Source organism: Oerskovia sp. 140933, from assembly GCF_059651515.1.
This window is the reverse complement of record NZ_JAMXIO010000046.1, coordinates 1-25,325: the sequence shown is the minus strand read 5'-3', so window position 1 is coordinate 25,325 and position 25,325 is coordinate 1. Positions and strand designations below refer to the sequence as shown.

Below are 25,325 nucleotides of genomic sequence, written 5' to 3'. Positions count from 1 at the left end.
CCCTGGAGACGGGGTGGGAGAGTAGGTCGCCGCCGGACAACCATTCACCAAAGGCCCACCCCTCACGGGGTGGGCCTTTGGCATACCCCCAACACACCACAGCCCCCAGGGGGAGCGGGGGCTCGGGCCTGCCCGGAGCGTGCGGGAGCGTCAGCCGGCGCACCGGGACGGGGACGCCCCGAATCGCTCAGCTCCAGCCGTATCCCGCGAGCCACCGTGTGATCTCGGCGTAGTACCGCGCGCGCGGTGCGGGTCGCGACAAGGTCAGGTCGTGGATCCCTCCGGGGATGCGGGCGATCGTGACCACGGGTCCCAGGTGCGGTGCGCGCCGGGCGAGAAGCTCGACGTCGAGCACGATGTCCGCCTGGCGCATGTCCTCGCTCCAGCGTGGACTGATGATGGTCCGGTCGGACGTCAGGACGATGATCGGGCACGCGACGGAGAGCCCCGCTGCGACCGTCGCGTGGCCCTCGATGATCCCGCGCAGCCAGCCGGCCCGCACCGCGAACGACGGCACCGGTCGCCAGGCGGGGTTGAACTCCCAGCCGCCGCTCTCGAGGTCACGCAGGGTGCGCGCGTAGTAGCCCGCGTCGATGTTCGGCAGGGGAGCCTTGGGCTGGAACCGTGCGAGCTGACGGATCGCGGGGGTCGACACGGTCCGGACGGTCGACGAGCCCTGCAGCTCCAACCACGGGCTGTTCAGGACGAGCCCCCGCAGTCGGCCTGGGTTCCTGTTCGCCCAGAGGACGCCGGTGAGGCCACCCGTCGAGTGCCCGTTCAGCATGACCGCTGCGTGCGTCCCCAGCTCGGTGTGGATGACGGCGAGCGCGGTCTCGAGGTCCTCGTCGTACTCGTGGAGGTGCTCCATGTACCCGGGGGTCTGGTGCGGTCGGAGGCTGCGCCCGTACTTGCGCAGGTCGAGCGCGAAGAACGCCGCGCCCTGGGAGTGCCAGTACTCGGCGAGCTCTGTCTGGAAGAAGTAGTCGCTCCAGCCGTGGACGTACAGCACCGCGCGCACCGGTCGGACGGCCTCGTCGGTCGGCGGGTCGTAGCGGACGAGGGTCGCGACGACGTCGCCCTCGTCGTCGGGGGTGAGGGTGAGGGTCAGGCGCCGGTAGTCCGGGCCGAGCACGTCCTCCTCCCACCGCCCGCGCTGCGGACGCGGTCGCGGTGTCGAGGGCGTGCGGGGGCGGGCAGGGGAGGACGGCGCGTCCACGGACAGGGGCGAGCGCAACGACGCGAGGGTCAGGGTCCGGGGCGATGCACCCCGGGCGCGACGTCGTGCACCGGCGACCCGGGCCGAGCCCGTCCACTCGTGCGACCCTGCGGACCCGGCGGGGCGCGGGTCGTCACCCCGGGGCCTGGCAGGGGACGGTCGCCCGGCGACGACATCAGCTCGAGGCTCGACGGCGTCGTCCCGGTCACCACCGCGGTTCGGGTCACCACCGCGAGTCCCGTCGCCACCGGCATCAGGGCCGGCAGCACCGGCCTCGGGGCCGGCAGCAGCGGCCTCCGGTCCGGAGCCGCCCTCACGTCCGGCTGCGGTGCGCGGGGCCCGCGCGGGACTGCCCCGGACCGACCGGTCCTCGCCGTCGCTCATGTCGTGAGCACGATCTTCCCGTACTGCTCCCCGGCGTCGAGCCGTGCGAGGCCGGCTGCGGCCTGGGCCAGGGGAAGGACCTCGTCGACGGTCGGGCGGACGTCGGTCCGGGCGAGGAACCGCAGCAGGGCCGCGAGGTCCTCGCGCGACCCCATGGTGACGCCCTGCACGGTGATCTCCTGGAAGAAGATCCGGGAGAGCTCGGCGGGGCTCGCGTCTCCCGAGGTCGCCCCGGCGACGACCACGGTCCCGCCGGGCCGGACCGATCGCATCGAGTGCGACCAGGTCGCCTGCCCGACGGTCTCGATCACGGCGTCGACCCGTGCGGGCAGGCGGGCGCCGGGCTCGAGCACCGCGGACGCCCCCTGCTGCAGGGCTCGCGCCCGCTTGGCCGAGGACCGCGAGGTCACGAACACCTCGACACCGGCCGCGCTCGCGAGGCGCGTCGCCGCGCTCGCGACCCCGCCGCCCGCTCCTTGCACGAGCACGCGGTCGCCCGGGGCGAGCCGCGCGACGGTGAAGAGCATGCGGTAGGCGGTGAGCCACGCCGTCGGGAGGCAGGCCGCCTCCACGAAGGTGAGCTCCGGCGGCTTGGGGACCAGGTTCTTGGTGGGGACGACGACCTGCTCGGCGAGCGTCCCCTGGTACTTCTCCGAGAGGAGCGTCCGGGACTCGGCCGGGCCCACGCCGTGCCCGTCGGCGCCGATCACGCCGTGGACGACGACCTCGGTCCCGTCGGGGGCGACGCCCGCGGCGTCGGTGCCGAGGATCATGGGGAGCTGCTCGGCACGGAGCCCGACGCCGCGCAGCGACCACAGGTCGTGGTGGTTGAGGCTCGCGGCCCGGACGTCCACGACGGACCAGTTCTCCCGGGGCTCGGGAGCGGGTCGCTCTCCGACGGTCAGTCCTGCGAGCGGGTCCTGCTGGTCGAAGTGCGTCACGTAGGCGGCAAGCATGTGTCCAACCTACGGTCTCCCCGCGCGGATCGCGTCCGAGCCCGGGCCGGTGCCGCACGCCGTCCGCGTCGTGAGAAGGAGCGGGGCGCCGGTGCAGGTCAGCGGTGGATGCCGCCCGGCACGGGGTGCCACCTCGGGCCGTAGCGTCGGGTGAACACCGCGCCGCCGACCTCGACGAGCGCGCCGGCGGCGGCACGGACGGCGCGCGCGATCTCGGCGGCCCGGTCGTCGTCCTCGGCGAGGTAGCGCACGGTGACGCGGGCCTCGCCGCGCACGATCCCCAGGTCGTAGGCCTCGACCTCCGTCACCTCGCGCGCTGCGGCCGCGGCCGCGGGCAGCACGGCTTCCGGGGACGCGCCGGGGCGCAGCATCCCGACGACGAGGCTCACCCGGTAGGAGGTCACCGCTGCACCCTGCCACACCTCGGGCGCCCGGGCCGAACCCCGGGCCGGGCCCGGCGCCGTGACCCTCTTCACCCGATATACCTGCACGCCCGGAAACATCGCGTCGGCATACTGTGCCCATGCGCATCACCGCCAAGATCGACTACGCCGTCCGCGCGTGCGTGGAGCTCGCCGTCGCCCGCGACGAGGGGTTCGTGACGGCTGAGCGCGTCGGCAGGGCGCAGGGCATCCCGGGGTCCTTCCTCCTGGGCATCCTCAACCAGCTGCGGCGGTCGGGCCTGGTCGAGAGCCGCCGGGGCGCCGACGGGGGCTTCCGTCTGGCGGCGGACCCGTCGCGGATCGCGGTCGCGGACGTGATCCGTGCGATCGACGGTCCGCTCGCGAACGTCGCGGGGGTCCAGCCGGAGGACACGTCGTACGCGCCGTCCGCGGCGGCGCTCCGGCAGACGTGGGTCGCGCTGCGGGTCGCGATGCGTTCGGTCCTGGAGCACGTCACGATCGGGGACATCGCGTCGGGCGCGCTGCCCGACGACGTCGCGCACCTCGTGGGGGACTCGGAGGCGTGGGTCACGCGCCCGTTCGGCGACGAGGTCGAGCTGCGGGGCGGGGCGGCCGGCCCGGGTGGCACCGCGGATCTCTGAGGGGCCCTGCCGCGCTCGACGGGCCGGGGTCGTCGCGTGCGTCGACCAGCGTGCGTTAACACTGTGCAACCTTGTCTCATCCACCAACCGAATCTGGACCGTTTCGGTCCAGTTCAACTAGCGTCGCTCCCATGCACACCGAGCCGACGCACCGCGCGCACCACCTGGTGCGTGCCACCGCGCCGGGCTGTCGCTGTCGTCCCGTCTGACCGGACGAACCAGCCCCCCTGCGCCGGCCCTTCCGGCGCGCCTGTGCACCCGCGACCAGGTCGCGGCCCCCCGAAAGCGACCCCTCATGGTTGTGCCCACGCCCCCCTCCGTCCCCGGAGCGCCGCGCCGCGTCCCGCCTCGCGCCCCGCAGCGCGCACCACGTCCCACGCTCGTCGAGGACTCGGCCGACCACCTCCTGCTGCACGCCGACGTCCTCGTGATCGGCGGCGGACCGGCCGCGACGTGGTCCGCGATCACCGCGACCGAGCAGGGCGCGAGCGTCGTCCTGGTCGACAAGGGCTACTGCGGCACGAGCGGCGTCGCGGCGACGGCGGGCGTCGGGCACTGGCTCGTCCCGCCGGACGCGGACCGCCGCGACGAGGAGATCACGCCGCGAGAGGAGCAGGGCGGCTACCTCACCGACCGCGACTGGACCAACGACGTGCTCGACGAGGCCTGGTACCGCACCGCGCTCATCGAGGAGTGGGGGTACGAGCGCACGCGTCGCTCGCGCCCGGCAGCAGGCGGAGCCCGCACCGCCCCAGCCCCGAACCCCTTCGCGCGCCGCCCCGGCGAGCGGTCGTTCTCGGGCTCGTCCCCCGACTACCTGCGCTTCCTGCGCGGCAAGGTCAAGAAGAACGGGGTCACGGTCCTCGACCACAGCCCCGCGCTCGAGCTCCTGGTCGACGGCGCGGGCGTCGTCTCGGGCGCCCAGGGCTACCAGCGCCAGACGGGGCGTGCCTGGCGCGTGGCGAGCGGCGCCGTCGTGCTCGCGACGGGCGGCACCACCTGGAAGTCCCACTCCCTGGGCGGCGACGTCAACACGGGAGAGGGCCACCTGATGGCCGCCGAGGTGGGCGCGCACCTGTCGAGCATGGAGTTCTCCAACTTCTACGGCATGGTCCCGTTCGGCACCTCGATGGACAAGAACGGCTTCTTCGTCACGGCGTCCTACTGGGACCGCCAGGGCGTGCCCATCGCGTACGAGAACCTGCACAAGAGCCGCGCCGAGCTCCTGGGGGCCTCGCTGCGCGGCACGATCACGGCCCAGTTCACGCAGTTCGGACCGGAGGTCCGCCCGACCCTGCGCGCCGCCATGCCCAACTTCTTCATGGTCACGGACAAGCTGGGCGTCGACCCGTTCACCGAGCGCTTCCCCATGGACTGGGTCCAGGAGGGAACGGTGCGCGGCACGGGCGGCGTCCACGTCCTGGACCGCGACGCGTGGACCGGCGTCCCAGGTCTGTTCGCGGCGGGCGACGTCGCGGCGCGCGACCGCGTGGTCGGTGCCGCGACCGGCGCTGGCGGCCCCAACCTCGCGTGGGCCGTGGCGACGGGCACGTGGTCGGGCCGTGCGGCCGCCGCTCTCGCAGCGGACCGCGGCCCGTCGTCGCGCGGGCTGCACCTCGAGCCCACGGGCACGGTGGGTCTGCGGCCCGACGACGCCGCGCACCCCCCGCTGTCGGCCCCGGCCGGGGAGGGCTCGTGGCGCGAGATCACGGCGGCGGTCCGCGACGAGATGCTGCCCATCGACAAGTCGGTCTTCCGCCACCACCAGGGCCTCGTGCGCTCGCTCGACACGCTCGACGACCTGTGGGACCGCGCGGGCACCGAGCTGGTGCCGGCCGCGGTGCGCGGCGCCGAGGCGATCCGCACGCGCGAGACGGGAGGCATGCTCGCGATGGCCCGCTGGGCGAACCGCACGGCGCTGCACCGCACCGAGACCCGCGGCATGCACACGCGCACCGACTTCCCCGACCCCGACCCGCAGCAGGCCCGGCGCCTGCTCACGGGCGGGCTGCGCGACCTGTGGGTGGTCCCGGACCCGGAGCCACCCGTGACCGGCGACGCCGGGGCGCCGTACGCCGCTCCCACCCCACCGACCCGAGCCGAGGAGGCGTCGTGATCGAGATCCTCAACGCCGCACGCTGCACGTCGTGCGACATCTGCGTGCGGATCTGCCCGACCAACGTCTTCGAGGCCGTCGACGGCGGGGTGCCGACCATCGCGCGGCACTCGGACTGCCAGACCTGCTTCCAGTGCGAGGCGTACTGCCCCGAGGACGCGATCTTCGTGTCCCCGTCGCGTACCCCCGAACCGGCCGGCTCACCGTTCCTCGACGAGGCCGACCTGCTCGACCGCGACCTCCTGGGCCTCTACCGGGACCGGGTCGGGTGGCGTCGCGCACCGCGAGGGCAGGGCAGCGACCAGGACACCGGGGCGGCCGGCGCCTCGACCGTCCCGCAGGCGGGCGAGACTGCCGCCGCGGTCCTGTCCTCCGACGTCGACTACCACCGCGCGGCAGCGCTCGCCCCGACCACGACCACCGACCACCCCGACAGCACCACGACCCACCTCCAAGGAGCCCCCTCATGAGCCGGAACCGCACCCTCGCCGCCCTGGCGTCCGTCGCCCTCGTCGCCAAGGGTTTCGTCGGGTTCAACAACGGGCCGCCAGTGGTCCAGGCCCTCCAGACGGGCGACATCCAGGTCGGCTTCATCGGCGACACGCCCGCGACCCAGGCCAGGGCGAGCGGCCTCGACGTCCCGGCGCTCGTGATCGCCAAGCCCTCCTCCGACATCTGGTTCCTCACCAGGACCGGCGGCGTCACGACGATCGACCAGCTCGCGGGCAAGAAGGTCGGGCTCCAGTTCGGCTCCAACTTCGACAAGTACGGCCGCGCGGTCCTCGAGCGCGCCGGGGTCCTGGAGGACGTCGAGCTCGTCAACCTCCTGTTCGCCGACGCCCTGCCCGCGCTCCAGCGCGGCGACATCGACGCCGTCCCGGTCCCCGCGACCACGGCCGGGATCTGGCGCCTCCAGAACGACTTCCCGGTCCTGTCCAAGGCCAGCGAGGACGACCCCGACCTGCTCGCGACGAGCGTCTCCCTCACCTCGCGCGAGACCTACGAGGCGAACCCCGAGCTCGCCGCCGCGGTCTGGGAGGTCACCGAGGCCGGCGTCGCCAAGATCGAGGCCGACCACGACGCCTACGCCCAGTGGGTCTTCGAGGCGACCGGCTCGCCCGTCGAGGTCGTCAAGGAGGCCGAGCTCTGGCAGTACGGCACGCAGGCGATCGACCCGGACGGGCTCGAGACCGTGCAGTCCACGCTCGACTTCCTCGTCGGCTCCGGCGCCGCCCCGAAGGCCTTCGACGTCAGCACGTGGGGCGTCGAGTGACCGCCGGCACGACGACGTCGCGCGCCCCCGCGGAGGCGTCCCCGGTGGGTGCAGCGGCAGCCGCCGGGACGGTGCCGACCACCGTCCCGGGCGCGGACGGGCCGCGGACGGGCGCGACGGCGTCGGGCAGGAAGAAGCGGTCACCGCGCGACGTCCTGCTGCGCGCCTCGGTGCCCACCGCGATCCTCGCGCTCTGGTTCCTGGGCTCGGCCCAGGGCTGGATCGACGAGAAGCAGTTCCCCGCCCCCTGGCAGGTGGGTTCGGCGTTCGTCGAGCTCGTCGGCACGGGCGTGCTCTGGGAGAACCTGTCGGTCTCGCTCGGACGCGTGGCCGTGGGCTTCGCGGTCGGCGGGCTGCTCGGGCTCACGCTCGGCGTCGTCGCCGGGCTGTTCCGCCTGGGCGACCAGCTCCTCGACCCCACGCTCCAGATGCTGCGCACCATCCCGTTCCTCGCGATCGCGCCGCTGCTCATCCTCTGGTTCGGGATCGACGAACGGCCCAAGATCATCATCATCGCGGCCGCCGCGCTGTTCCCGCTCTACCTCAACACCCACAGCGGCGTGCGGAACGTCGACCGCAAGATCCTGGAGGCCGGCAAGGTGTTCGGGCTGCGCGGGCTGGGGCTCGTGCGGCACGTGATCCTGCCCGAGGCCATCCCGTCGGTCCTCGTGGGGCTGCGCGTCTCGCTGTCGGTGTCGCTGCTCGCGCTCATCGTCGCGGAGATGTCCAACGCGCCGCGCGGCATCGGGTTCCTCATGGTCTCCGCGCAGCAGTACTTCCAGATGGACGTGCTCGTCGTGTGCGTCCTGATCTACGCGGTGTGGGGGCTGTCGGTCGACCTCGTCGTGCGCGGTCTCGAACGCGTCCTGCTGCCCTACAAGCGACTCGGGAGAAAGTCATGAGCGCACCGACCGTGCCGGACCTCGCCGCGCCGACCGCGCCGACCGCGCCGACCGCACCGACCGTGCAGGTCCGGGGCGTCGGGAAGTCGTACGGCGACCGGAGCATCCTGGAGAACTTCTCCCTGACCTTGCGACCCGGTGAGTTCGTCGCGCTGCTCGGGGCCAGCGGGAGCGGCAAGACGACGCTGCTGCGCATCCTCGCGGGACTCGAGGAGCACGACTCCGGGACCGTCGAGGCCCCGGCCGAGCGCACCGTCGTGTTCCAGGAGCCCCGGCTCGTGGCGTCCAAGCGTGTCGGGTCCAACGTGATCCTCGGGCAGCGGTCCACGCGCGACCGGCGCGCCGCAGCCTCGGCGGCGCTCGCCGAGGTGGGCCTCGGCGGGCGCGAGGCCGCGTGGCCCACGACGCTGTCCGGGGGAGAGGCGCAGCGGGTGGCGCTCGCCCGGGCGCTCGTGCGCAACCCCCGGCTGCTGCTGCTCGACGAGCCGTTCGCCGCGCTCGACGCCCTGACCCGCATCAAGATGCAGGCGCTCGTGGCCGAGCTGTGCCACGAGCACCAGCCCGCCGTGCTGCTCGTGACGCACGACGTCGACGAGGCGATCCTGCTCGCCGACCGCGTGGCGGTGCTCCAGGACGGGAAGGTCGGGGTCGAGCTCGAGGTGCCGTTCGAGAGGCCCCGGCGACGCGGCGTGCCCGGCTTCGGGGACTTCCGGCGGCGGCTGCTGCTCGAGCTGGGGGTCGAGGAGGCGATCGGGGCGGCGTGACCCCGCCTCAGCGGGCTGCGAGCTCGTCCCGCCAGGGCGGGTTCGCGCCCGCACGAGAGACCGTGACCGCGGCCGCGGCCACGCACCGTTCGAGGACCGCGGTCAGCGTCGGCAGATCGATCGCCCGCAGCGCCTCGCGCCGGTCGGCCCCCAGGAGGTCCCGTTCCCAGAGCCCGTCGATCAGAGCGCCCATGAAGGTGTCACCGGCCCCCACCGTGTCCACGACCTCGACCCGGGGCGCGGCCACGCGCACCTCGCCCGCGGCGCATACCGCCACCGCGCCCTCGCCGCCGAACGTCACGACCACGACCGCCGGGCCCCGGTCGTCCTGGGACGGCCCGGCGCCGGAGGGCCCCGCTCCGGACCGCCCGGCCCACCGGCGGGCGACCTCGACCGGGTCCAGGCCCGGGTACAGCCACTCGACGTCCTCGTCGCTGACCTTGACGACGTCGGCGGACGCGACGAGCGGCTTGATCCGCGACAGCGCGGCCTCCGGCGTGCCCATGAGGCTGGGGCGGGCGTTCGGGTCGTACGTGACGGTCGCCCGCTCGCGCGCGGCGAGGACCAGGTCGTGGACCTTGCTCGCACCCGGTTCGAGGACGGCCGCGATCGAGCCCGTGTGGACGGCGAGCGTCCCGTCGGACGCCGCGGTGCCGGGGGCCAGGTCCCACGTGATCGCGAAGTCGTACGTCGCGGCCCCCGACCCGTCGAGGACCGCTCGGGCCACGCTCGTGGCGGTGGCGCCGTCGGACCCCGGGGTGAGGGTCACCGCCGAGTCGGCGAGCCACGCGCGGACCCGCTCGCCACGCTCGTCGCGCCCGACGTGTGTCGCCAGCCGTGCCTCGCGCCCGAGGCGCCCGAGCGTGAGGGCGACGTTCGCGGGGCTGCCGCCGGGGTGCTCGTCGCTCGTGCCGTCGGCACGAGCGACCTGGTCGACGAGCGCCTCTCCGACGACGAGGACGTGCGGGGCGGGGTGCGGCATCGGGACTCCTGGGCGGCGAGGGGTCGGTGGTCTGACGGTCCGATGAACGATCCTGCACCGTTGACAGCGGTGTCAACCGCTTGCCCGGCGGCGCCCGCGCCGGGTCGGGCGGGGGCCGCCGGGCGACGGCCCCCGCCCGACGGCCGCTACTTCAGGTACGGACCCGCCTCACCGACCTTGCCCGGTGCCGGGTTGCCCGGCAGCTCGAGCACGTAGGCGCGCATGTTGCCCTTGCCGCTGACCGGCACCGCGAGCGAGCCGCCCGTGACGACCTTGCGGTCCCCCGTCACGGCGTCCACGTAGGTGCCGTTCGGGATGCCGGCGAACGTCGCCGAACCGCTCACCGCGACCAGGACGAACGAGTCCACGGAACCCTCGGTGAACCGCTTCTTGTACGCGATCCCCCCGGAGACGCCCTCGGTCGAGTACTGCCCCTTCTGGAGCGCCGGGACCGCGCGACGGATCTGGTTGAGGCGCTGGACGTGCTTGACCAACGGCTGCTGGAGCGTCGTCGCGACCGCCCCCGTGGCCGACGAGACGACCCCGAAGTCGCTCGCCACGACCGTCCCCGCCAGGTGGTCGCCGTAGTAGGCGCGCCCGGTCGTCGCGAGCGGGCACGTCGGGCCGCAGTCGATCTTCTGGCCCGCCTGGAACTCGATCTCCGAGCCGTAGTAGAGGGTCGGGATGCCGCGGAACGTCCACATGAGGCTCATGTTCTCGGCCCATGCGTCGGTGCCTCCGGCGAACCGGGTCTGGGACTTCCCGGGCCCGTAGTCGTGGCTGTCCACGTAGACCGCGTTGAACGTCGCGTCGTTCGTGACGTCGTCGGAGTCCTTGCCGGACCAGAAGGCGTTCGAGGCGTCGTCGAAGTTCATGTGCATGCGCATGTCGATGATGTTCATGCCCGACGCCTTGGAGTGGTCGGGCGCGTGGTAAGTGTTCCCGACCAGGGTCGCGTTGGTGCTCGTCGGCTGGTTCGCCGGCCCCATGAGGTTCTCGTACTGGAACTGCTCGGCTGCGGCGACCACGTCGTCGAGCGAGTACTCCTTGCGCTCGTCCCACGTGTAGAACGGCGCCGAGTGGTTCACGGACCCGCGGTTCCACTTGTCGTGCACGAACTGCGCGACCTCGCCGAACACGTAGAAGTCCTTGCCCTTTTCCCCGTGCGTCGCGACCGCGTGCTCCTGGATCGCGGGCAGGAAGACCCGGTTCCAGGTGACGCGGGGGATGTGGACCGCGGTGTCGACACGGAAACCGTCGACGCCCATGTCGATGTACCTGTTGTACGCGCCGATCAGGTAGTCCTGCACCTGCTCGTTCTCGGTGTTGAAGTCCGCGAGGTCCTCGTGGATCCAGCAGTCCTGGGCGTCCTTGCCCTCCCAGTTCCCGATCCAGCAGGGGTGGTAGAGGGTCGACGGGAACATGCCCGATGTCGCGTTGGGCCACTGGCAGCTGTACGTCCGGAAGCCCTCGGCCGAGTAGCCGACCGGGACCCCCCAGCTGGCACAGCTCTGGCCCGCGGGCTGCGTCGAGGACCACAGGTCGCCGTTGTACGTCGAGCCGTCGGCGTCCTCCTCGAGCGGGTCGTACTCCTTGCCCGCGACGGGCTCGTCGTAGTACCAGCTCCACTGCGCGTCACGAGCGCCGTACACGGTCGGGGTGAACAGCCCTTCTGCGCCCCAGCGGGACGAGTGGTTGTACACGACGTCCTGGTAGATCTTGATGCCCTGGGCGTGCGCGGCGTCGATCAGGTCCTGGTAGCTCGCGCCCTCGGACTCCAGACGCGGGTCCACACGGTAGAAGTCCCACCCGTGGTAGCCGTGGAAGTCGTAGTCGGAGCGGTTGAGCACGACGGGCGTGATCCAGATCGCCGAGAACCCGAGGCCCTTGATGTAGTCGAGCTTGTCGACGATGCCCTCGAAGTCGCCCCGGAACATGGGGTCGTCGTTCGCGGCGTTGCCCGACTTCACGTGCATCGAGCCGCCACGGTTGTTGGTCGCGTCGCCGTCGTTGAAGCGCGCGGTCATGACGAAGTAGATCGAGTCCTCGCGGGGGTCCCCGCCGAGCGGCTCGCCCTTCGTGGCGGGGGGCGTGGTCGGCTTGACGCCGGTCGTCCTCGAGACGGTCGCGCTCGCGGCGGAGCGGTTGCCCGCCGCGTCGAACGCGGTCACGGAGTACGAGTACGCCGTGTTCTCGAGGAGGTTCGAGTCGGTGGCGGACGTGCCCGTGACGTCACGCGTCACGGTGCCCGCGCCGCCCGTGCGGGTCACGGTGTAGCCCGCGACCGCCTTGTCGTCGGTCGACGCGGTCCAGCTCGCGGTGAGGCCGATGCCCGTGCCCGTCACGGCCAGGCCCGAGGGGACCGACGGGGCCGTGGTGTCGGGGACCTCGGGGACGACGGGCGGGCACGGGTCGGTCGCGTTCGCCGTGAGCGCCCCGTTCCTCACGGTCGAGACCCCGGGTCCGTAGGTGTAGTCCTTGCCACCGTTGTTGTCCCAGGTGCCTGAGCCGTCGTTGAAGACGACCTTGCCGCCCGTGGCTGCCCCCAGGTCGATCGTGAACCGGAACCACCCGGTGCAGGCGGCCTCCATGGACTTGCCCGGTGCCGTGGTCCAGGCCGCGGTCGTGGTGCTGAAGTGGATCTTCGGGGCGGTCCACGTCGTCGAGTAGTAGAGGGTCGCCGAGCTCGTGGGGGTGCCGGTCGGCGTGGGTGTGGGCTCGGGCCCCGGGGTGGTGCTGCACGGCGAGGTCCCGGACGTGACGGCGCCGTCCTTGACGACCACGATGCCCGAGCCGACCGCGTAGTTGCGGCCGCCGTTGCTGTCCCAGGTCCCCGACCCGTCGTTGAACGTGACCTGTGCTCCGCCGGCCGTCCCGAGCGGGATGGTCCGGCTCAGCCAGCCGTCGCACGCGGGCGTCATGGCGACGCCGGGGACCGTGGTCCACGCGCCGCCCGTGGCGGCGTAGTGGACGTTGGTCGTGGCCCAGCCCGAGCGGGCCGGGTAGTAGACCGTGGCCGAGGCCTCGCTCGTGGCGCCGACGGCCGAGGTGGCCACCGAGGTGACGGCGAGCGGGCCCAGGAGCCCGATGCCGAGGAGGAGAGCGACGGGTCGTCTCCACCGTGCGAACGTCGTTGATCGCATGATCTTCCTTCGTCAAGGGGGCGCCGCCGAGAGTCACGACGGCGTGACTTCTGCAAGGCTGCGTAACGTTGCAACCCTTCTTGCGGGAACATACAGGACATCCCGTGGGGTGGCCAGAGGTGTGGGACCCTCGTCCCAGCGCATCGACGCGCGACAGGAGAACCCGTCGCGGGCGGCGCCGAGCAAGGGGAGTGCAGTGGACATCAAGCCGTGGCACGTCGTGAACGTCGCCATCGTGGTGGCGATCCTGGTCTTCGTGGCGATCGTCGTGCGGGCGTTCCTCGCAGGACTGCGCGGCGAGGAACGCCGTCGGCACCGGCGGGCCCCCCGAGGCTGACCCCGCCCGGCGATCCCGGCTCCGGGCCGCAGACGTCTCGCTCAGCGCACGGCCGCGAACGCCTCCAGGACCCGGTCCACGCTCGACCGCAGGCCCCAGCGCGCGGCGAGCCCGTCGAGGGCCGCAGCGTCCGCGGGCGCGGACGGGACGTCGTCGGGCACCGCGGGCAGGGGAGCGTCCCGCGCGACCTGGACCACGAGCGGCGCGACGTCCAGGTAATCCGCGGCCTCGGTGAGGCGGCGGCGCTGCGTGGGGCTCAGGCCGGGGTCGCCCTCGTCGCGTGCGCGCAGGATGCCCGCGAGGTCGCCGTACCGGGCCAGCAGGCCCGCGGCCGTCTTCTCCCCGATGCCCGCGACCCCGGGCAGCCCGTCGCTGGGGTCGCCGCGGAGCGCGGCCATGTCGGCGTACGCCTGGCCCGACGTCACGCCGTAGCGCTCGGCGAGCCGCTCGACGTCCACGACGTCGAGCTTCTTGAGGCCGCGCGCGGTGTACAGGACGCGCACGGGCACGGTGTCGTCGACGAGCTGGAACAGGTCGCGGTCCCCGGTGACGACCTCGACGGGTCCCTCCTGCCCGACGGCGCCGCTCGCCCCGGTCGTCCCGCCCTCCTCGCGCAGGGCTCGCCGACGGACGGACTCGCGCTCGACGAGCGTGCCGATCACGTCGTCGGCCTCGTAGCCGGGGCACCCCACGCGCGCGATCCCGAGGGCAGCGAGGACGTCCACGATGATCGGGACCTGGACCGTCAGGGCCTCCGGTACCTCCTCGATGCCCGTGGTGCCGGGGACCTCGGTCGCGACGCGGTGGGCCTTGTAGGACGGGATGGCGTCGACGCGGAACGCGGGGCGCCAGTCGTCGTCCCAGCAGGCCACGACACGGGCCGGCCGGCGCTCGGTGACGAGGACCGCGATGGTGTCGAGGAATCCGCGCACGGCGTTGACGGGCGTGCCGTCGGGGGCCTTGACCGAGTCCGGGACGCCGAAGAAGGCCCGGAAGTACTGCGACGCGGAGTCGAGGAGCAGCAGCCCACCGCTGCCGGGGAGCTGGGTGTCGCGCAGGGGTGCGGTCGTCGCCGGGTCGGTCATGGTCCCCAACGTACCGGCGGGCGCCCACGCGGGCCCGCTGATCTGACGCGACGGCGAGGGATGTGTCACATCCGATTCGGGACCTTTGGCGCCCTTCTCTCGCAGGTCACGTGCCTATGGTGGAAGTTGCCCCGGGCATCCAGGGGGGCCGTCCGGGTCCGACTGTCAGGAACTCATCGACCAACCGAGAGAGGACGTGGCGAGCATGAAGGCTGCACGTTTCCACGGACGAGAAGACATCCGCATCGAGGACGTCCCGGCCCCCGAGCTGCGGCCCGGCGCGGTCGCGATCGACATCGCGTGGTGCGGGATCTGCGGTTCCGACCTGCACGAGTACCTCGACGGCCCCATCTTCACCCCCGCGGCGGGCCACCCCCACCCCCTGTCTCACGAGGAGATCCCCGTGACGATGGGCCACGAGTTCTCCGGGACCGTGACCGCGCTCGGCGAGGGCGTCGACGACCTCACGGTCGGCGAGTCCGTCGTCGTCGAGCCCTACTTCGTGTGCGGCGAGTGCGCGCAGTGCGAGGCCGGCAACTACCACCTGTGCGTCAAGATGGGCTTCATCGGCCTGGCCGGCGGTGGCGGTGGCCTCTCCGAGAAGATCGTCGTCGACCGTCGCTGGGTCCACCCCGTGGGCGACATCCCCCTCGACCAGGCCGCGCTCATCGAGCCCCTGTCGGTCGGCCACCACGCGGTCGTGCGCTCGGGCGCACAGGCCGGCGACGTCGCCCTCGTGGGCGGCGCCGGCCCGATCGGTCTGCTCACGGCCGCAGTCCTCAAGGCGCGCGGCGTCACGGTCATCATGTCCGAGGTCTCCGAGGCCCGGAAGACCAAGGCCCGTGAGACGGGCGTCGCCGACCACGTCGTCGACCCCACGCAGGACAACCTCATCGCCCGCGTCCGCGAGATCACGGACGGCAAGGGCGTCGACGTCGCGTTCGAGTGCACGAGCGTCAACGCGGTCCTCGACCAGCTCTTCGACGCGGTCCGCCCGGCCGGCGTGATCGTCGTCGTGTCGATCTGGGGCAAGCCCGCCGCGGTCGACATGCAGAAGCTCGTCCTCAAGGAGATCGACCTGCGCGGGACCATCGCCTACGTGCGCGACCACGCCGAGACGATCAAGCTCGTCCAGGAGGGCAAGGTGGACCTCGCCCCGTTCATCACGGCGAAGATCCCGCTCGAGGACCTCGTCACCGAGGGCTTCGACACGCTGATCCACCGCAACGAGACCGCGGTCAAGATCCTCGTCCACCCCTGACGGGCCGGGTCCTTCTCGCGTGGGTGCGGAGCAGCTGTCGCCGATCGGCCCGATCGGCGACACCTGCTCCGCACTCAGCGGACCGTCGCGAAGAACTCCCGCACGTCCGCGACGAACAGTTCCGGCTCTTCCATCGCCGCGAAGTGCCCCCCGCGGCCCTCGACGTCGGTCCACCGCGTGATCCGGTGCTGGGCCTCGGCGTACCGGCGGATGCCGACGTCGTGCGCGAGCACGACGACGGCCGTCGGGACCCCGGTCGGTGGCTCGGGTGCGTCCCACGCGCTCTCGCTCGCGTACGCCATGTACGCCGACGACCCGGCCGTGCCGGTCAGCCAGTAGATCATCACGTCGGTGAGCATCCGGTCCCAGCCGAGCACCTCGTGCGGCAGGGCGTCCGCGGGGAACGTCCACGCCTTGAGCTTGTCGAGGATCCACGCGAGCTGCCCGACGGGCGAGTCGGTGAGCGCCGCGCCGACCAGCCCGGGGCGCGTCCCCTGGATCGAGACGTAGCCGAGCTCCTCGGTCATGAAGCGCCCGATCCGGCCCAGGCGGTCGCGCTCGAGGTCCGTGAGGCTCGCGAGCTCGTCCGCCCCGATCTCGTGGAGCGCCATGCCGATGTTGCCGTTGAGGTGCACGCCCACGACCGGCCCCGTGGTGCCGTCGCTCCCGGTCGCGCGCGCGACCTCGGGCGAGACGCCCGCGCCCACGTCGCCGCCCTGCACCCCGTAGCGCTCGTAGCCGAGCCGACGCATGAGCTCGGCCCACGCGACCGCGATCCTCGCGCTGTCCCAGCCGGCCTCGGTGGGCCCCGAGAACCCGAAGCCCGGGAGCGAGGGGACCACGACGTGGAAGGCCTGCGCGGGATCGCCGCCGTGCGCGCGCGGGTCCGTGAGCGGCCCGATCACGTCGAGGAACTCGGCGAACGAGCCCGGCCAGCCGTGCGTGAGGAGCAGCGGCAGGGCGTCGGGCTCGGGCGAGCGCACGTGCAGGAAGTGGACGCGCTGCCCGTCGATCTCGGTGAGGAACTGCGGGTGGGCGTTGATGGCCGCCTCCTGCGCGCGCCAGTCGTAGCGGGTGCGCCAGTGCTCGACGACCTCGCGCAGGTAGGAGACGGGCACGCCCGTGTCCCAGCCGTCACCCGGCAGCGGGGCGGGGAACCGGGTGCGGTCGAGACGTCCGGCCAGGTCGTCGAGGTCGACCTGCGGGATCTCGAGGCGGAAGGGGCGGATCGTGGAGCTCGTCGTCGTGTCCATGTCCCCGACGCTACGCACGGTAGCAGTCAGGTCCTGTCCGCTTCTCCGCGCCGGACGCGCCGGACGCCCGGGACTCAGCGGTCCGGGACCAGGCCCTCCTCGCGTGCCCGCACGATCGCCGCGGCCCGGTCGCGCAGCGAGAGCTTGGCCAGGACCCCCGCGACGTAGTTGCGGACCGTCTTGGTGCTCAGCGACAGCCGCCGCGAGATCGCGGTGTTGTCGAGGCCCGCGGCGACCAGCGCGAGGACCTCGCGCTCACGGTCGGTGAGCTGCGGGAACGGTACGGGCACGCGCGACGCGCCCAGCACGTTCGCCACGGCCCGCGCCGCGACCCCCGGCGCGAGGATCAGCTCGCCGTTCGCCACGGCTCGCACGGCGCGCTCGACCTCGTGCGGCGACGCCGACTTCACGAGGAACCCGTGCGCCCCGGCGCGCAGGCAGGCCGCGACCGAGTCGTCGTCCTCGTGCATGGTCATGACGAGCACGGGCACGTCCGGCCGGGAACGCACCAGGTCGCGCGTGAGCTCGACGCCCGACCCGTCGCCCAGGTCGAGGTCCATGACGACGACGTCGACGACGTCCAGGTCGCCGGGCGCCACCAGGGTCGTGCGGGCCTCGGCGGCGCTCGCGGCCTGCGCCACGACGGTCACGCCCTCGAGCGAGTCGAGCAGCGCGGCCATCCCGATCCGGAACACGGGGTGGTCGTCGACGATGGCCACGCGGATCGGTCTCACGGCGCGACCTTCCGGGGGAGGACGGCCCGCACGCGCGTGCCGCGCGGTGCGAGCGGGGCGATCTCCAGGGTCCCACCGAGCTCCTCGACGCGCTCCCGCATGGACCGCGTCCCGACGCCGGCGCGCGCGTCCTGCCGGACGCCCGACCCCGCGTCGTCGCACGTCACGACCAGGTACGTCCGCCCGTCGAGCGTCCCGGGAGGCCCCGGCGGGTGGGCGGCGACCTCGACGCGGCAGCCCGCGGCCCCGCTGTGCCGGGACGCGTTGATGACGGCCTCGCTCGCGATCGCGTAGGCCGCGGCCGCGACGCGCGGGTCGAGGTCGTCGCACGGCCCGCACGCGAGGTCGACCGCGAACCCGTCGGCGTCGTGGTGGTCGGCGAGGTCGCGCAGCGCGGCCTCGAGACCCGCCTCGTCGAGCGCGGGCGGCAGGAGGCTGCGCGAGAGCGTGCGGACGTCGTCGACCCGCTCCTCGACCTCCCGTTGGAGCGCCTCCAGCACGGCGGCCGCGGCGGCCGGATCGGTCGCGAGGGTGTTGCGCGCTCCCTGCAGCCCGAGCCGCAACCCGCTCAGCCACGGCCCGACGCCGTCGTGCAGCTCGCGGCGGACGAGCCGCCGCTCGGCGAGGCGCGCCCGGGTCACGGCGTCCTTGGCACGTTCGAGGTCGCGCGCGCCGCTCGCCAGCGCGAGGCCCGCCGCGACGACGGGCACGAGCTGGGCGAGCGCGTCCCGCGTCCGGGCGTCGAGGCGCTCGCCCGCGCGGGGCGTGACCGCGAGGTCGCCCAGGACCCGGCCGCCGTGCTCGACGGGCACGTGGGTCACGTGGGTCGAGGCGGACCACCCCCACGAGGCCTCGACGGTCGGGGTCGTCGGGACAGGGGCGGAGTCGGTGGGCGCTCCGTCGGTGGGCGCACCGTCGGGCGGTCCGTCGTCAGCGCGCGGGCCCGTGCCCGGCGCGGTCCGGCCGCTCGTGAGCGTCACCGACGCGAGCCGGAGCGACTCGCCGGTCGACGCCACGAGGCCGTGCAGCAGCTCCTCGGCCGTCGCCGCGACGCCGAGCTGACGGCCCAGGCGCAGCACCGCCCGCCCGGGGTCGGTCGTCTCGCCGTACACCAGGGCCCGCACGCGCCGTCGGAGCCACGTGCGGGCCGGCTGGACCGCGAGCACCACCCCGACGGCGGCGAGCACCTGCGCGAACGGCCGGTTGCCCACGAGCGCCGTCACCGCGACCACCAGCCCGACGTACACCACGACGAGCGCGAGCGTCAGGAGCGCGCCGATCGTCGCGCGGCTCAGCGCGAGGTCCAGGCCCCAGAGCCGGTTGCGCAGGACCGAGACGAGCAGCGCCGCGGGGAACAGGGCCTGGCACGCGAGGTGGGTCAGGGGCAGCGCGAGGATCGCGTCCGGTGAGTCCCACGTCCCGAGCAACGGGAGGAACGACAGGGCCATGATCGCCGTGCCCAGGGCCAGGAGCCCCAGGCCACGGCGTTCCTCAGGAGGTCCGTGCCGGTGCCGCCACCACGTCGCGGCCGCGGTCACGAGCCCCATGACGACGACGCCGAGGATCGCGGGCCGCGGGTCGTCGACAGGGGCGAGCAGGAAGAAGAGGATCGAGGCCGCACCGCCCGCGACCCCGAGCCACGCGCCTACGGACAGCGGGTGGTCGCGCACGAACCACGGCACGAGCACGAACAGCCCGACCGTCCCCGGGACCCACGCCAGACCGTAGGCCGCGGCGAGCGGCTCGAGCGCCGGCAGGTCCGGGTGCGTGCTCGCGAAGCTGCGCCAGCCGCCGCCCAGGGCGGCCAGCCCACCGCCGATCCCCGCGAGCGAGACCAACCAGCCGACGACGTGCCGCCGACGCGACAGGATGATCGCGCCGACCGACCCGTAGACGAGCGCGACCATGGCGTCGACGACCACGAACAGCAGGTCGCCGAGGAGCACGCCGACGCCCGACGCGAGCTGCAGGACGAGCGCCGAGAGACCCAGGGCCCATGACGCGATCGCGATCGCGAGGGCCGTCCTCGGCAGCCCCCCGGTCCCGGGGCCACCGCGGCCGGGCGTCGACCTGCGACCGGTCGATCGACGGCCGGCCGCCGACCGGTGCGCGGCCGGGTCCGGCGCGGGCAGCACCCCGGGCGCGACCGCACGGCCGGAGGACTCCGGTGGCACGTCTGCGTCAGCGACCACAGCGCCACGGTAGGGCGTCGGCCCGCCCGTGCGACAGAGGCCGGGAGCGATTCCACCCGCACGCCCGCGACCGGCCCCGCCTCCGGTGAGGAGGACGGGACCGGTCGCGCGGCCCGGGACGTCCCGGGCCCTCGGTGACGTGACCACGAGGGTGCGCTGCGCCGTCGGGCAGGTCAGCGACGGTCGCCCAGCGCGAAGCCGAGCGCTGCGACCGTGAGCCACAGCGGACCCACGAACCCCGCCATGTACTGCAGCGGCGAGATCCCCACGAGCAGCGTCAGCCCGCCCAGGAGCAGGCTCACGACGCCGATCCAGCGCGGGGCGGCGCCGTGCCGCAGCGAGGCCACTGCCACCGCGACCGCCGTCAGACCCGCGCCGACCCACAGCCACGGGATCGTCGCGGTCCAGTCGCTGAAGAACGCGCCCGACTCGGGGACGACCTTGTCGACGTCCGCGAAGCCGAACATGAACTGGGTGTCGAGCCCCGAGCCCATGAGGGCCGCGACCGAGGTGAGGACGAGCCCCGAGCCCGCGACCGTCGGCAGGAGGCTGCCCGCCGGGGCCTGGACGTCGAGGCGTCGCTTGAGTCCCGCCGCGAAGACCAGGACGAGGACCGCGACCAGGACGGTCGCGGTGTGGAAGACGAGGAGCGTGGACGTCTTGCCCGCGAGGTCGGCGACGATCGCGTCGGCGTCACCCGCGGTCTGCTCCCAGTTCGCGCCGAGCGCCATGGAGGCCTGGATCGAGACGATGCCCAGGACCCCGGCGGCGACGCCGGTCCACGCCCAGGCGCGGGACGTGCGGGCGGGGTGCCCGAGGGCGAGGGCGGCGTCGGACGTGATCGGTGCTGTCGGTCGTGCGGTCATGGTGGAACCCCTGCGTGTCGTGGGGCCGGGCCCGGTGGGCGGCGGCCGCGGGTGGTGGACACGACGAGCGTGGGGCGGGAGGCGTCCCGGGCGGCAGGGGCAGATGTCCCGGGAGGCCGGGCGGTTCAGCCGGGCGCCGCTCGGCTCCCAGCGGGAGACGGGCTCCGCGCCCAGCGGGGGAGGGTCAGTCCGCGGTCGGCGCGGGCAGCACGGGCAGCACGACGACGGGTCGGTGCTGCAGGTGCGACAGCCGGCCCGCGACCGAGCCGCCCAGGGCCTCGTCCCGCCACCCGTCGGCCCCCGCGCGGTGCGCGCCGACCACGACGACCGCGGCGTCGTGACTCACGGCGGTCTCGTCGAGCCGACGTGCCACGTCCCCGTCGGCCGCGACGGTCAGGTGCCAGTCGATGCCGGTCGCGCGCAGCGCCTGGTCGAGCTCGGCCTGGAGCCGGCGCTCACCCGAGCCGTCGTCGGGCACCGGCCCGACGTCGACCCACACGCACGCGAGCGTCGTCCCCAGGGCGTGGGCAAAACCGGCGGCGCGCTGAACGATGTCCGGGTGCTGGCCCGGGTGCACTCCGACGAGCAGGGGTCGGATCATCTGTCCATCGTGCCACGGGCGCGCGACCGGGACCTGCCGCGGGCGCGCGACCGGGTCCTGCCACGGGCGCGCGACCGGGCCCTGCCACGGGCGCGCGACCGGGTCCTGCCACGCGGTTGCGGGCCGCTCGCGGGGGAGGTCCCTGGGCCCGACGGCGTCCCCCGCGTCGAGAGGGTGGTCCGTCCCGTGCGGCGCGTCAGCCGAGCGAGCGCTGGAGCAGCACGGTGTCGAGCCACCGGCCGTGCTTGAGTCCCACGCGCTCGAGCCGCCCGACCTGCCGGAACCCGAGCTTCTCGTGCAGCACGACCGAGGCGGGCGAGTCGGCGTCGCTCACGACGGCGACGAGCTCGCGCACCCCGGACTTCTCGGCCTCGACCAGGAGCGCGGAGAGCAGCGCGCGGCCCAGGCCCCTCCCCTCGCGGCCCGGGGCGAGGTAGATGGTGTCCTCGCCCGTCGCGGCGTAGGCGGGCCGCTCGCGCCACGCGCCCACGTACGCGAACCCGGCGACGCCGTCGGGCAGGCCCGCCCCGCCCGGGACCGTGGCGACCAGGAACGGGCGCCCCGCAGCGCGCAGCGCCTCCCACCGCTCCTCCCAGCCCGCGAGGGGGAGCGGGTCCGTCTGGAACGTGGCGACCGTGTGCAGGACGTAGTGCGCTGCGATCTCCGTGACCGCGGGCAGGTCTGCACGGGTCGCGGGACGGACGGTCAGGGTGGGTGCGTCGGCCATCCGGGCACCCTAGCGCGACGCTCCGGACGGGTGTCGTGCCGTCGGTGCCGCGTCACGGCGGACGGGCCACCGGTCGCTGGACGGAGCGGGTGATGTCACCCTGAAAATCGGGCCACGCCACCGACGACGTGGCTCGCAGCGATGATCTCAGCCAACAAGGGGACGGCAATGGGACGTGCAACGCTCAGAAGGTCGACGGGTTCGAAGGCTCTCAAGAAGCGGCTGCTGCCGGGGATCACGGCTTCCCTCGCCCTGGCGTCGCTGGTGGTCACGGGCTTCGTGGCTCCTGCCGGGGCGGAGGGCGAACCGTCGCCGGACACGACGAGCGCGGTGACCCAGGAGGCCGTCGATCCCGCGGTGCAGTCCCCGGAGAGCCCGGCGGCCGCCGAGCCCACACCCCCAGTCGACGTCCCTGCGGAGGGCGTGCCGACGCCGAGCGACGGCCCGACCACCGGTGAGGAACCTGCGGCCACGCCGGACCCGCCGGCCACCGAGGAGCCCTCGGGCGGTGAGGTCCTGGGACCGCCGGTCCCCGAGACCGACCTCGCCCCGGACCCGGCCCCCGAGCCGGAGCCGACCACCCCCGACGACGCGGAGGAGGACCCTGGCGTGACGCCCTTCGTCGTCCCGCCGGCGACCGGGAACGACGCGGTCGTCACGGTCAAGGTGGGCGGTGACCGCACGAGCCTCGTCGCCGTCGGACCGCTGGCCGGGGTCACCCTCCAGCTCTACGACGGCGTGGGCGCTCCCACGGCACCGGTCGCCGACGCGTGGGCCACGTGCGTGTCCGACGCCGACGGCGACTGCTCGTTCGTGGTGCCGAACACCCAGGTCGGCGGCGCCAACCGCGACCGCCGGTTCTGGGTCGTCCAGACCGGGGTCCCGGCGGACTGGTACACGAACCTGACCCTCGGGACAGGCAGCAGCGGGTCGACGGTCACGGCATACCAGTTCCGCACCGGGACACAGCTCCGCAACGGCACGACCTACACCTCCCAGGGCTCGTTCATGCTCGGCACCGGCAACACGAACAACGTGGCGTCCGGTGGTATCTGGCAGACCTCACGGGTGAACCCGACCTTCCCCGCGCAGTGCGGGATCGACGTGGCGCTCGTCCTCGACCTCTCCGGGTCCGTCGCGGGCGACCTGCCCCAGCTCAAGCAGGCGGCGAACCGGTTCGTCGACGCCCTGACGGGGACGCCGTCCAACATGGGCCTGTTCACGTTCAGCTCGCTCGCCCCCGCCGCGAACAACCCCAACCTGGCCCTGACCCCGGTCTCGACGGCGGACAGCGCCCAGCTCGTGAAGGACCGGATCAACAGCTACACGGCCGTCGGCGGCACCAACTGGGACCGCGGCATCTACCAGGTCGCGACGAGCGCGGCCGCCTACGACGTCGCGATCGTCATCACCGACGGGAACCCGACCTTCTACGGCAACCAGGAGGGGCCGGGGAACTACACCCGTCTGCGTGAGGTCGAGAACGGCGTGTTCAGCGCGAACGCCGTCAAGGACGAGGGGACGCACATGGTCGCGTTCGGTGTCGGGGACGGCATCGACAGCGCCGGGAGCGGACTCAACCTCCGTGCGATCTCCGGGCAGCTCGCGGGGACGGACTACTTCCAGACCGCGGACTACGAGGACGCCGGGAATCAGCTCCGCGCGCTCGCGCTCGGCAACTGCGAGGGGTCGGTCTCCGTCATCAAGCAGGTGGTGCCCTCGAGCGCCCCGGTCGGGTCGATCGAGGGCGCAGAGCCCGCGGGCGGGTGGGAGCTCACTGCGGAGTCGCAGACCGGCGGGGTCACGGTCGATGCTCCGGCCACCGCGACCACCGCTGTCGGTACTGGCGCGGCGAACTTCGGGCTGACGTTCGCGGGTGGGACGACGAGCGGGACGGTCGGCGTGCTGGAGACGCAGCAGCCGGGCTTCACGCTCCAGCAGGTCGACGGCGCCAACGCGGTCTGCACCAACATCCTCACGGGCGACCCCGTCACCGTGACCAACGACGGGGCGAACGGGTTCGACGTGCCTGTGACGGCCACCGCGGCCGTGACCTGCACGATCTACAACAGGGCGCCGAGCCCCGTGGCGTCGCTGGTCGTCAACAAGACCTGGGTCGTCAACGGCACGTCCTACGCGGACGGGCAGCAGCCTGGTGCGCTGACCGCCGTGGCCCAGGTCGCAGGAACTCCGCAGGCCTGGGGAGTGCCGCGGACCGGTCTGCAGCAGGGCCAGTCGATCGCGGTCGCGGAGACGACGACGAACGGTCTCCAGGGCTGCACGTTCGACAGCCAGCGGGTCACGAACGTGAACGGCACGACGGTCGACCAAGCCTTGCCGTCGTCGGTCACGCTCGTCGCCGGCGCCAACTCGGCCATGGTCACGAACACCGTGACGTGCGAGAGCACGCTGACGCTCGCCAAGACGGTCCAGGGTGGTCCGGCGTCGCCGACCGCGTGGACCCTCGACGCGGTCGCCCCCGGCAGCGCGCTCGCCGGACCGAACGGCGTCACAGGCTCACCCGGGGCGACCGCGCTCGTGACCCCCGGCGTGGTATACCCCCTGGCGGAGTCGGGCGGTGACCCCAACTACGCCCAGGTCAGAGGGCCCAACGCGGTCATCATCCCCGGCTCCACAGGGACCTGGCTGTGCGTCGAGCTCGACGCTGACGGCTCGGTCATCCCCGGCTTCTCCGACGGTCTGAACGGCGGCGTCACGGTGCCGCTGGGCCGGTGGATCCGCTGCACAGCCGTGAACCAGGCGGCGACGATCGACGTCCGGAAGATCGTCGAGAACCGGTTCGGCGGTTCCGCGGTGCCCAGTGACTGGAAGCTCAACGTGACCCCGGTCAGCGGCGTTCCGGACGGTGTCGTGGTGCCCGCTCAGTCGGTCGAGGGGGCCGATGTCGCCACACCGATCACGGTCCGCCCGGGCGTGACGTACACGGTCAGCGAGTCGAGCACGCTGACGGGGTACGAGCAGGAGAGTGCCCAGTGCTTGTCCACGTCCGGGGCGTCCCTCGGGCTGACCTTCTCGCTCCTTGCGCTCGACACCGCGTCCTGCACGTTCGTGAACGCCGACGTCCCGGGGCGTCTGACCCTGGTGAAGGAGGTCGACAACGGGTCCACGGGATCTACCGCGGTCCCCGCCGACTGGACGCTCACCGCGACACCGGACGACATCACGGATCAGCCGACGGTCTCCGGCAACGGTGACCCGACGAGCGAGGGCGGCGTGTCCGCGGTCGAGGTCTTCGCCGGGAACTACGTGCTCTCCGAGACGGAGACCGCCGGGTACGCCGCGAGCACGTGGTCGTGCACGGGCGGGGAGCTCGAGGGCGACACCGTGACCGTCGCGCTCGACGCCGACGTGACGTGCACCATCACGAACACGGCCCAGCAGCCCACGCTGACCCTCGTCAAGGAGGTCGACAACGGGACGACCGGCGGGACGTACGAGCCTGCCGACTGGACCTTGACCGCGACGGG

General features: G+C 73.4%; 21 protein-coding genes. 9 read left to right on the top strand and 12 right to left on the bottom strand.

The window, feature by feature from the left end; all coding sequences use genetic code 11:
• Positions 1-187: 187 nt before the first annotated feature.
• From NHG27_RS17485 to NHG27_RS17475, 3 genes are all read right to left on the bottom strand, one after another.
• Positions 188-1,132 carry an alpha/beta hydrolase gene (locus NHG27_RS17485; RefSeq protein ID WP_321575311.1) on the bottom strand — a complete coding sequence of 315 codons (945 nt, stop codon included), beginning with the start codon at positions 1,130-1,132 and terminating at the stop codon, positions 188-190.
• A gap of 464 nt (positions 1,133-1,596) precedes the next feature.
• Entirely contained in the window at positions 1,597-2,556 is a 960-nt protein-coding gene (locus NHG27_RS17480; protein WP_193719179.1) for a zinc-binding dehydrogenase, read from the bottom strand.
• A gap of 98 nt (positions 2,557-2,654) precedes the next feature.
• Positions 2,655-2,960 carry a hypothetical protein gene (locus NHG27_RS17475; RefSeq protein WP_497017164.1) on the bottom strand — a complete coding sequence of 102 codons (306 nt, stop codon included), beginning with the start codon at positions 2,958-2,960 and terminating at the stop codon, positions 2,655-2,657.
• A gap of 119 nt (positions 2,961-3,079) precedes the next feature.
• Here NHG27_RS17475 and NHG27_RS17470 point away from each other — a divergent pair, with 119 nt between their 5' ends.
• From NHG27_RS17470 to NHG27_RS17445, 6 genes are all read left to right on the top strand, one after another.
• Positions 3,080-3,601: an RrF2 family transcriptional regulator gene (locus NHG27_RS17470; RefSeq protein WP_497017163.1), complete on the top strand. Its 522-nt coding sequence runs from the start codon at positions 3,080-3,082 to the stop codon at positions 3,599-3,601.
• A gap of 301 nt (positions 3,602-3,902) precedes the next feature.
• Positions 3,903-5,717: an FAD-binding protein gene (locus NHG27_RS17465; protein WP_497017162.1), complete on the top strand. Its 1,815-nt coding sequence runs from the start codon at positions 3,903-3,905 to the stop codon at positions 5,715-5,717.
• Positions 5,714-6,187 carry a 4Fe-4S dicluster domain-containing protein gene (locus NHG27_RS17460; protein ID WP_497017161.1) on the top strand — a complete coding sequence of 158 codons (474 nt, stop codon included), beginning with the start codon at positions 5,714-5,716 and terminating at the stop codon, positions 6,185-6,187. The genes NHG27_RS17465 and NHG27_RS17460 overlap by 4 nt, the downstream gene beginning before the upstream one ends.
• The gene (locus NHG27_RS17455) at positions 6,184-6,990 is read left to right on the top strand and encodes an ABC transporter substrate-binding protein (protein WP_497017160.1); all 807 of its coding nucleotides are present in this window, start codon (positions 6,184-6,186) and stop codon (positions 6,988-6,990) included. The genes NHG27_RS17460 and NHG27_RS17455 overlap by 4 nt, the downstream gene beginning before the upstream one ends.
• Positions 6,987-7,892: an ABC transporter permease gene (locus NHG27_RS17450; RefSeq protein WP_497017159.1), complete on the top strand. Its 906-nt coding sequence runs from the start codon at positions 6,987-6,989 to the stop codon at positions 7,890-7,892. Before NHG27_RS17455 ends, NHG27_RS17450 begins: the two co-directional genes overlap by 4 nt.
• On the top strand, positions 7,889-8,656 hold the full coding sequence (locus tag NHG27_RS17445) for an ABC transporter ATP-binding protein (RefSeq protein WP_497017158.1): 768 nt from the start codon (positions 7,889-7,891) through the stop codon (positions 8,654-8,656). Before NHG27_RS17450 ends, NHG27_RS17445 begins: the two co-directional genes overlap by 4 nt.
• Before the next feature lie 7 nt (positions 8,657-8,663).
• Here the strand turns inward: NHG27_RS17445 and NHG27_RS17440 are convergent, their stop codons facing one another.
• Both NHG27_RS17440 and NHG27_RS17435 read right to left on the bottom strand, forming a co-directional pair.
• Positions 8,664-9,638, bottom strand: coding sequence for a carbohydrate kinase family protein (locus NHG27_RS17440; RefSeq protein ID WP_497017157.1), 975 nt, complete (start codon positions 9,636-9,638; stop codon positions 8,664-8,666).
• Between the two features lie 146 nt (positions 9,639-9,784).
• Positions 9,785-12,781: a carbohydrate binding domain-containing protein gene (locus tag NHG27_RS17435; RefSeq protein ID WP_497017156.1), complete on the bottom strand. Its 2,997-nt coding sequence runs from the start codon at positions 12,779-12,781 to the stop codon at positions 9,785-9,787.
• Between the two features lie 196 nt (positions 12,782-12,977).
• Here NHG27_RS17435 and NHG27_RS17430 point away from each other — a divergent pair, with 196 nt between their 5' ends.
• On the top strand, positions 12,978-13,118 hold the full coding sequence (locus NHG27_RS17430) for a hypothetical protein (RefSeq protein ID WP_193719172.1): 141 nt from the start codon (positions 12,978-12,980) through the stop codon (positions 13,116-13,118).
• Positions 13,119-13,159: 41 nt separating this feature from the next.
• Here the strand turns inward: NHG27_RS17430 and NHG27_RS17425 are convergent, their stop codons facing one another.
• Complete coding sequence (locus NHG27_RS17425) at positions 13,160-14,203, bottom strand: 5'-3' exonuclease (RefSeq protein WP_193719171.1); 1,044 nt, start codon at positions 14,201-14,203, stop codon at positions 13,160-13,162.
• Between the two features lie 205 nt (positions 14,204-14,408).
• On the opposite strand from NHG27_RS17425, the gene NHG27_RS17420 reads away from it, so the two are divergent.
• The gene (locus NHG27_RS17420) at positions 14,409-15,464 is read left to right on the top strand and encodes a 2,3-butanediol dehydrogenase (protein WP_193719170.1); all 1,056 of its coding nucleotides are present in this window, start codon (positions 14,409-14,411) and stop codon (positions 15,462-15,464) included.
• A gap of 74 nt (positions 15,465-15,538) precedes the next feature.
• Here NHG27_RS17420 and NHG27_RS17415 read toward each other — a convergent pair whose 3' ends face one another.
• From NHG27_RS17415 to NHG27_RS17390, 6 genes are all read right to left on the bottom strand, one after another.
• Positions 15,539-16,717, bottom strand: coding sequence for an epoxide hydrolase family protein (locus NHG27_RS17415; protein WP_497017155.1), 1,179 nt, complete (start codon positions 16,715-16,717; stop codon positions 15,539-15,541).
• Positions 16,718-16,791: 74 nt separating this feature from the next.
• Complete coding sequence (locus NHG27_RS17410) at positions 16,792-17,451, bottom strand: response regulator (protein ID WP_321575309.1); 660 nt, start codon at positions 17,449-17,451, stop codon at positions 16,792-16,794.
• A complete protein-coding gene (locus NHG27_RS17405; protein WP_497017154.1) occupies positions 17,448-19,643 on the bottom strand; it encodes a sensor histidine kinase in 2,196 nt (731 codons plus the stop codon). The genes NHG27_RS17410 and NHG27_RS17405 overlap by 4 nt, the downstream gene beginning before the upstream one ends.
• A gap of 173 nt (positions 19,644-19,816) precedes the next feature.
• Entirely contained in the window at positions 19,817-20,509 is a 693-nt protein-coding gene (locus NHG27_RS17400) for a hypothetical protein (protein ID WP_497017153.1), read from the bottom strand.
• A gap of 184 nt (positions 20,510-20,693) precedes the next feature.
• Complete coding sequence (locus NHG27_RS17395; RefSeq protein ID WP_193719168.1) at positions 20,694-21,110, bottom strand: universal stress protein; 417 nt, start codon at positions 21,108-21,110, stop codon at positions 20,694-20,696.
• Between the two features lie 196 nt (positions 21,111-21,306).
• On the bottom strand, positions 21,307-21,837 hold the full coding sequence (locus NHG27_RS17390) for a GNAT family N-acetyltransferase (protein ID WP_193719167.1): 531 nt from the start codon (positions 21,835-21,837) through the stop codon (positions 21,307-21,309).
• Between the two features lie 168 nt (positions 21,838-22,005).
• Here NHG27_RS17390 and NHG27_RS17385 point away from each other — a divergent pair.
• Positions 22,006-25,325, top strand: a 3,320-nt coding sequence (locus NHG27_RS17385; RefSeq protein WP_497017152.1) for a VWA domain-containing protein, incomplete at its 3' end; no start/stop codon positions are given.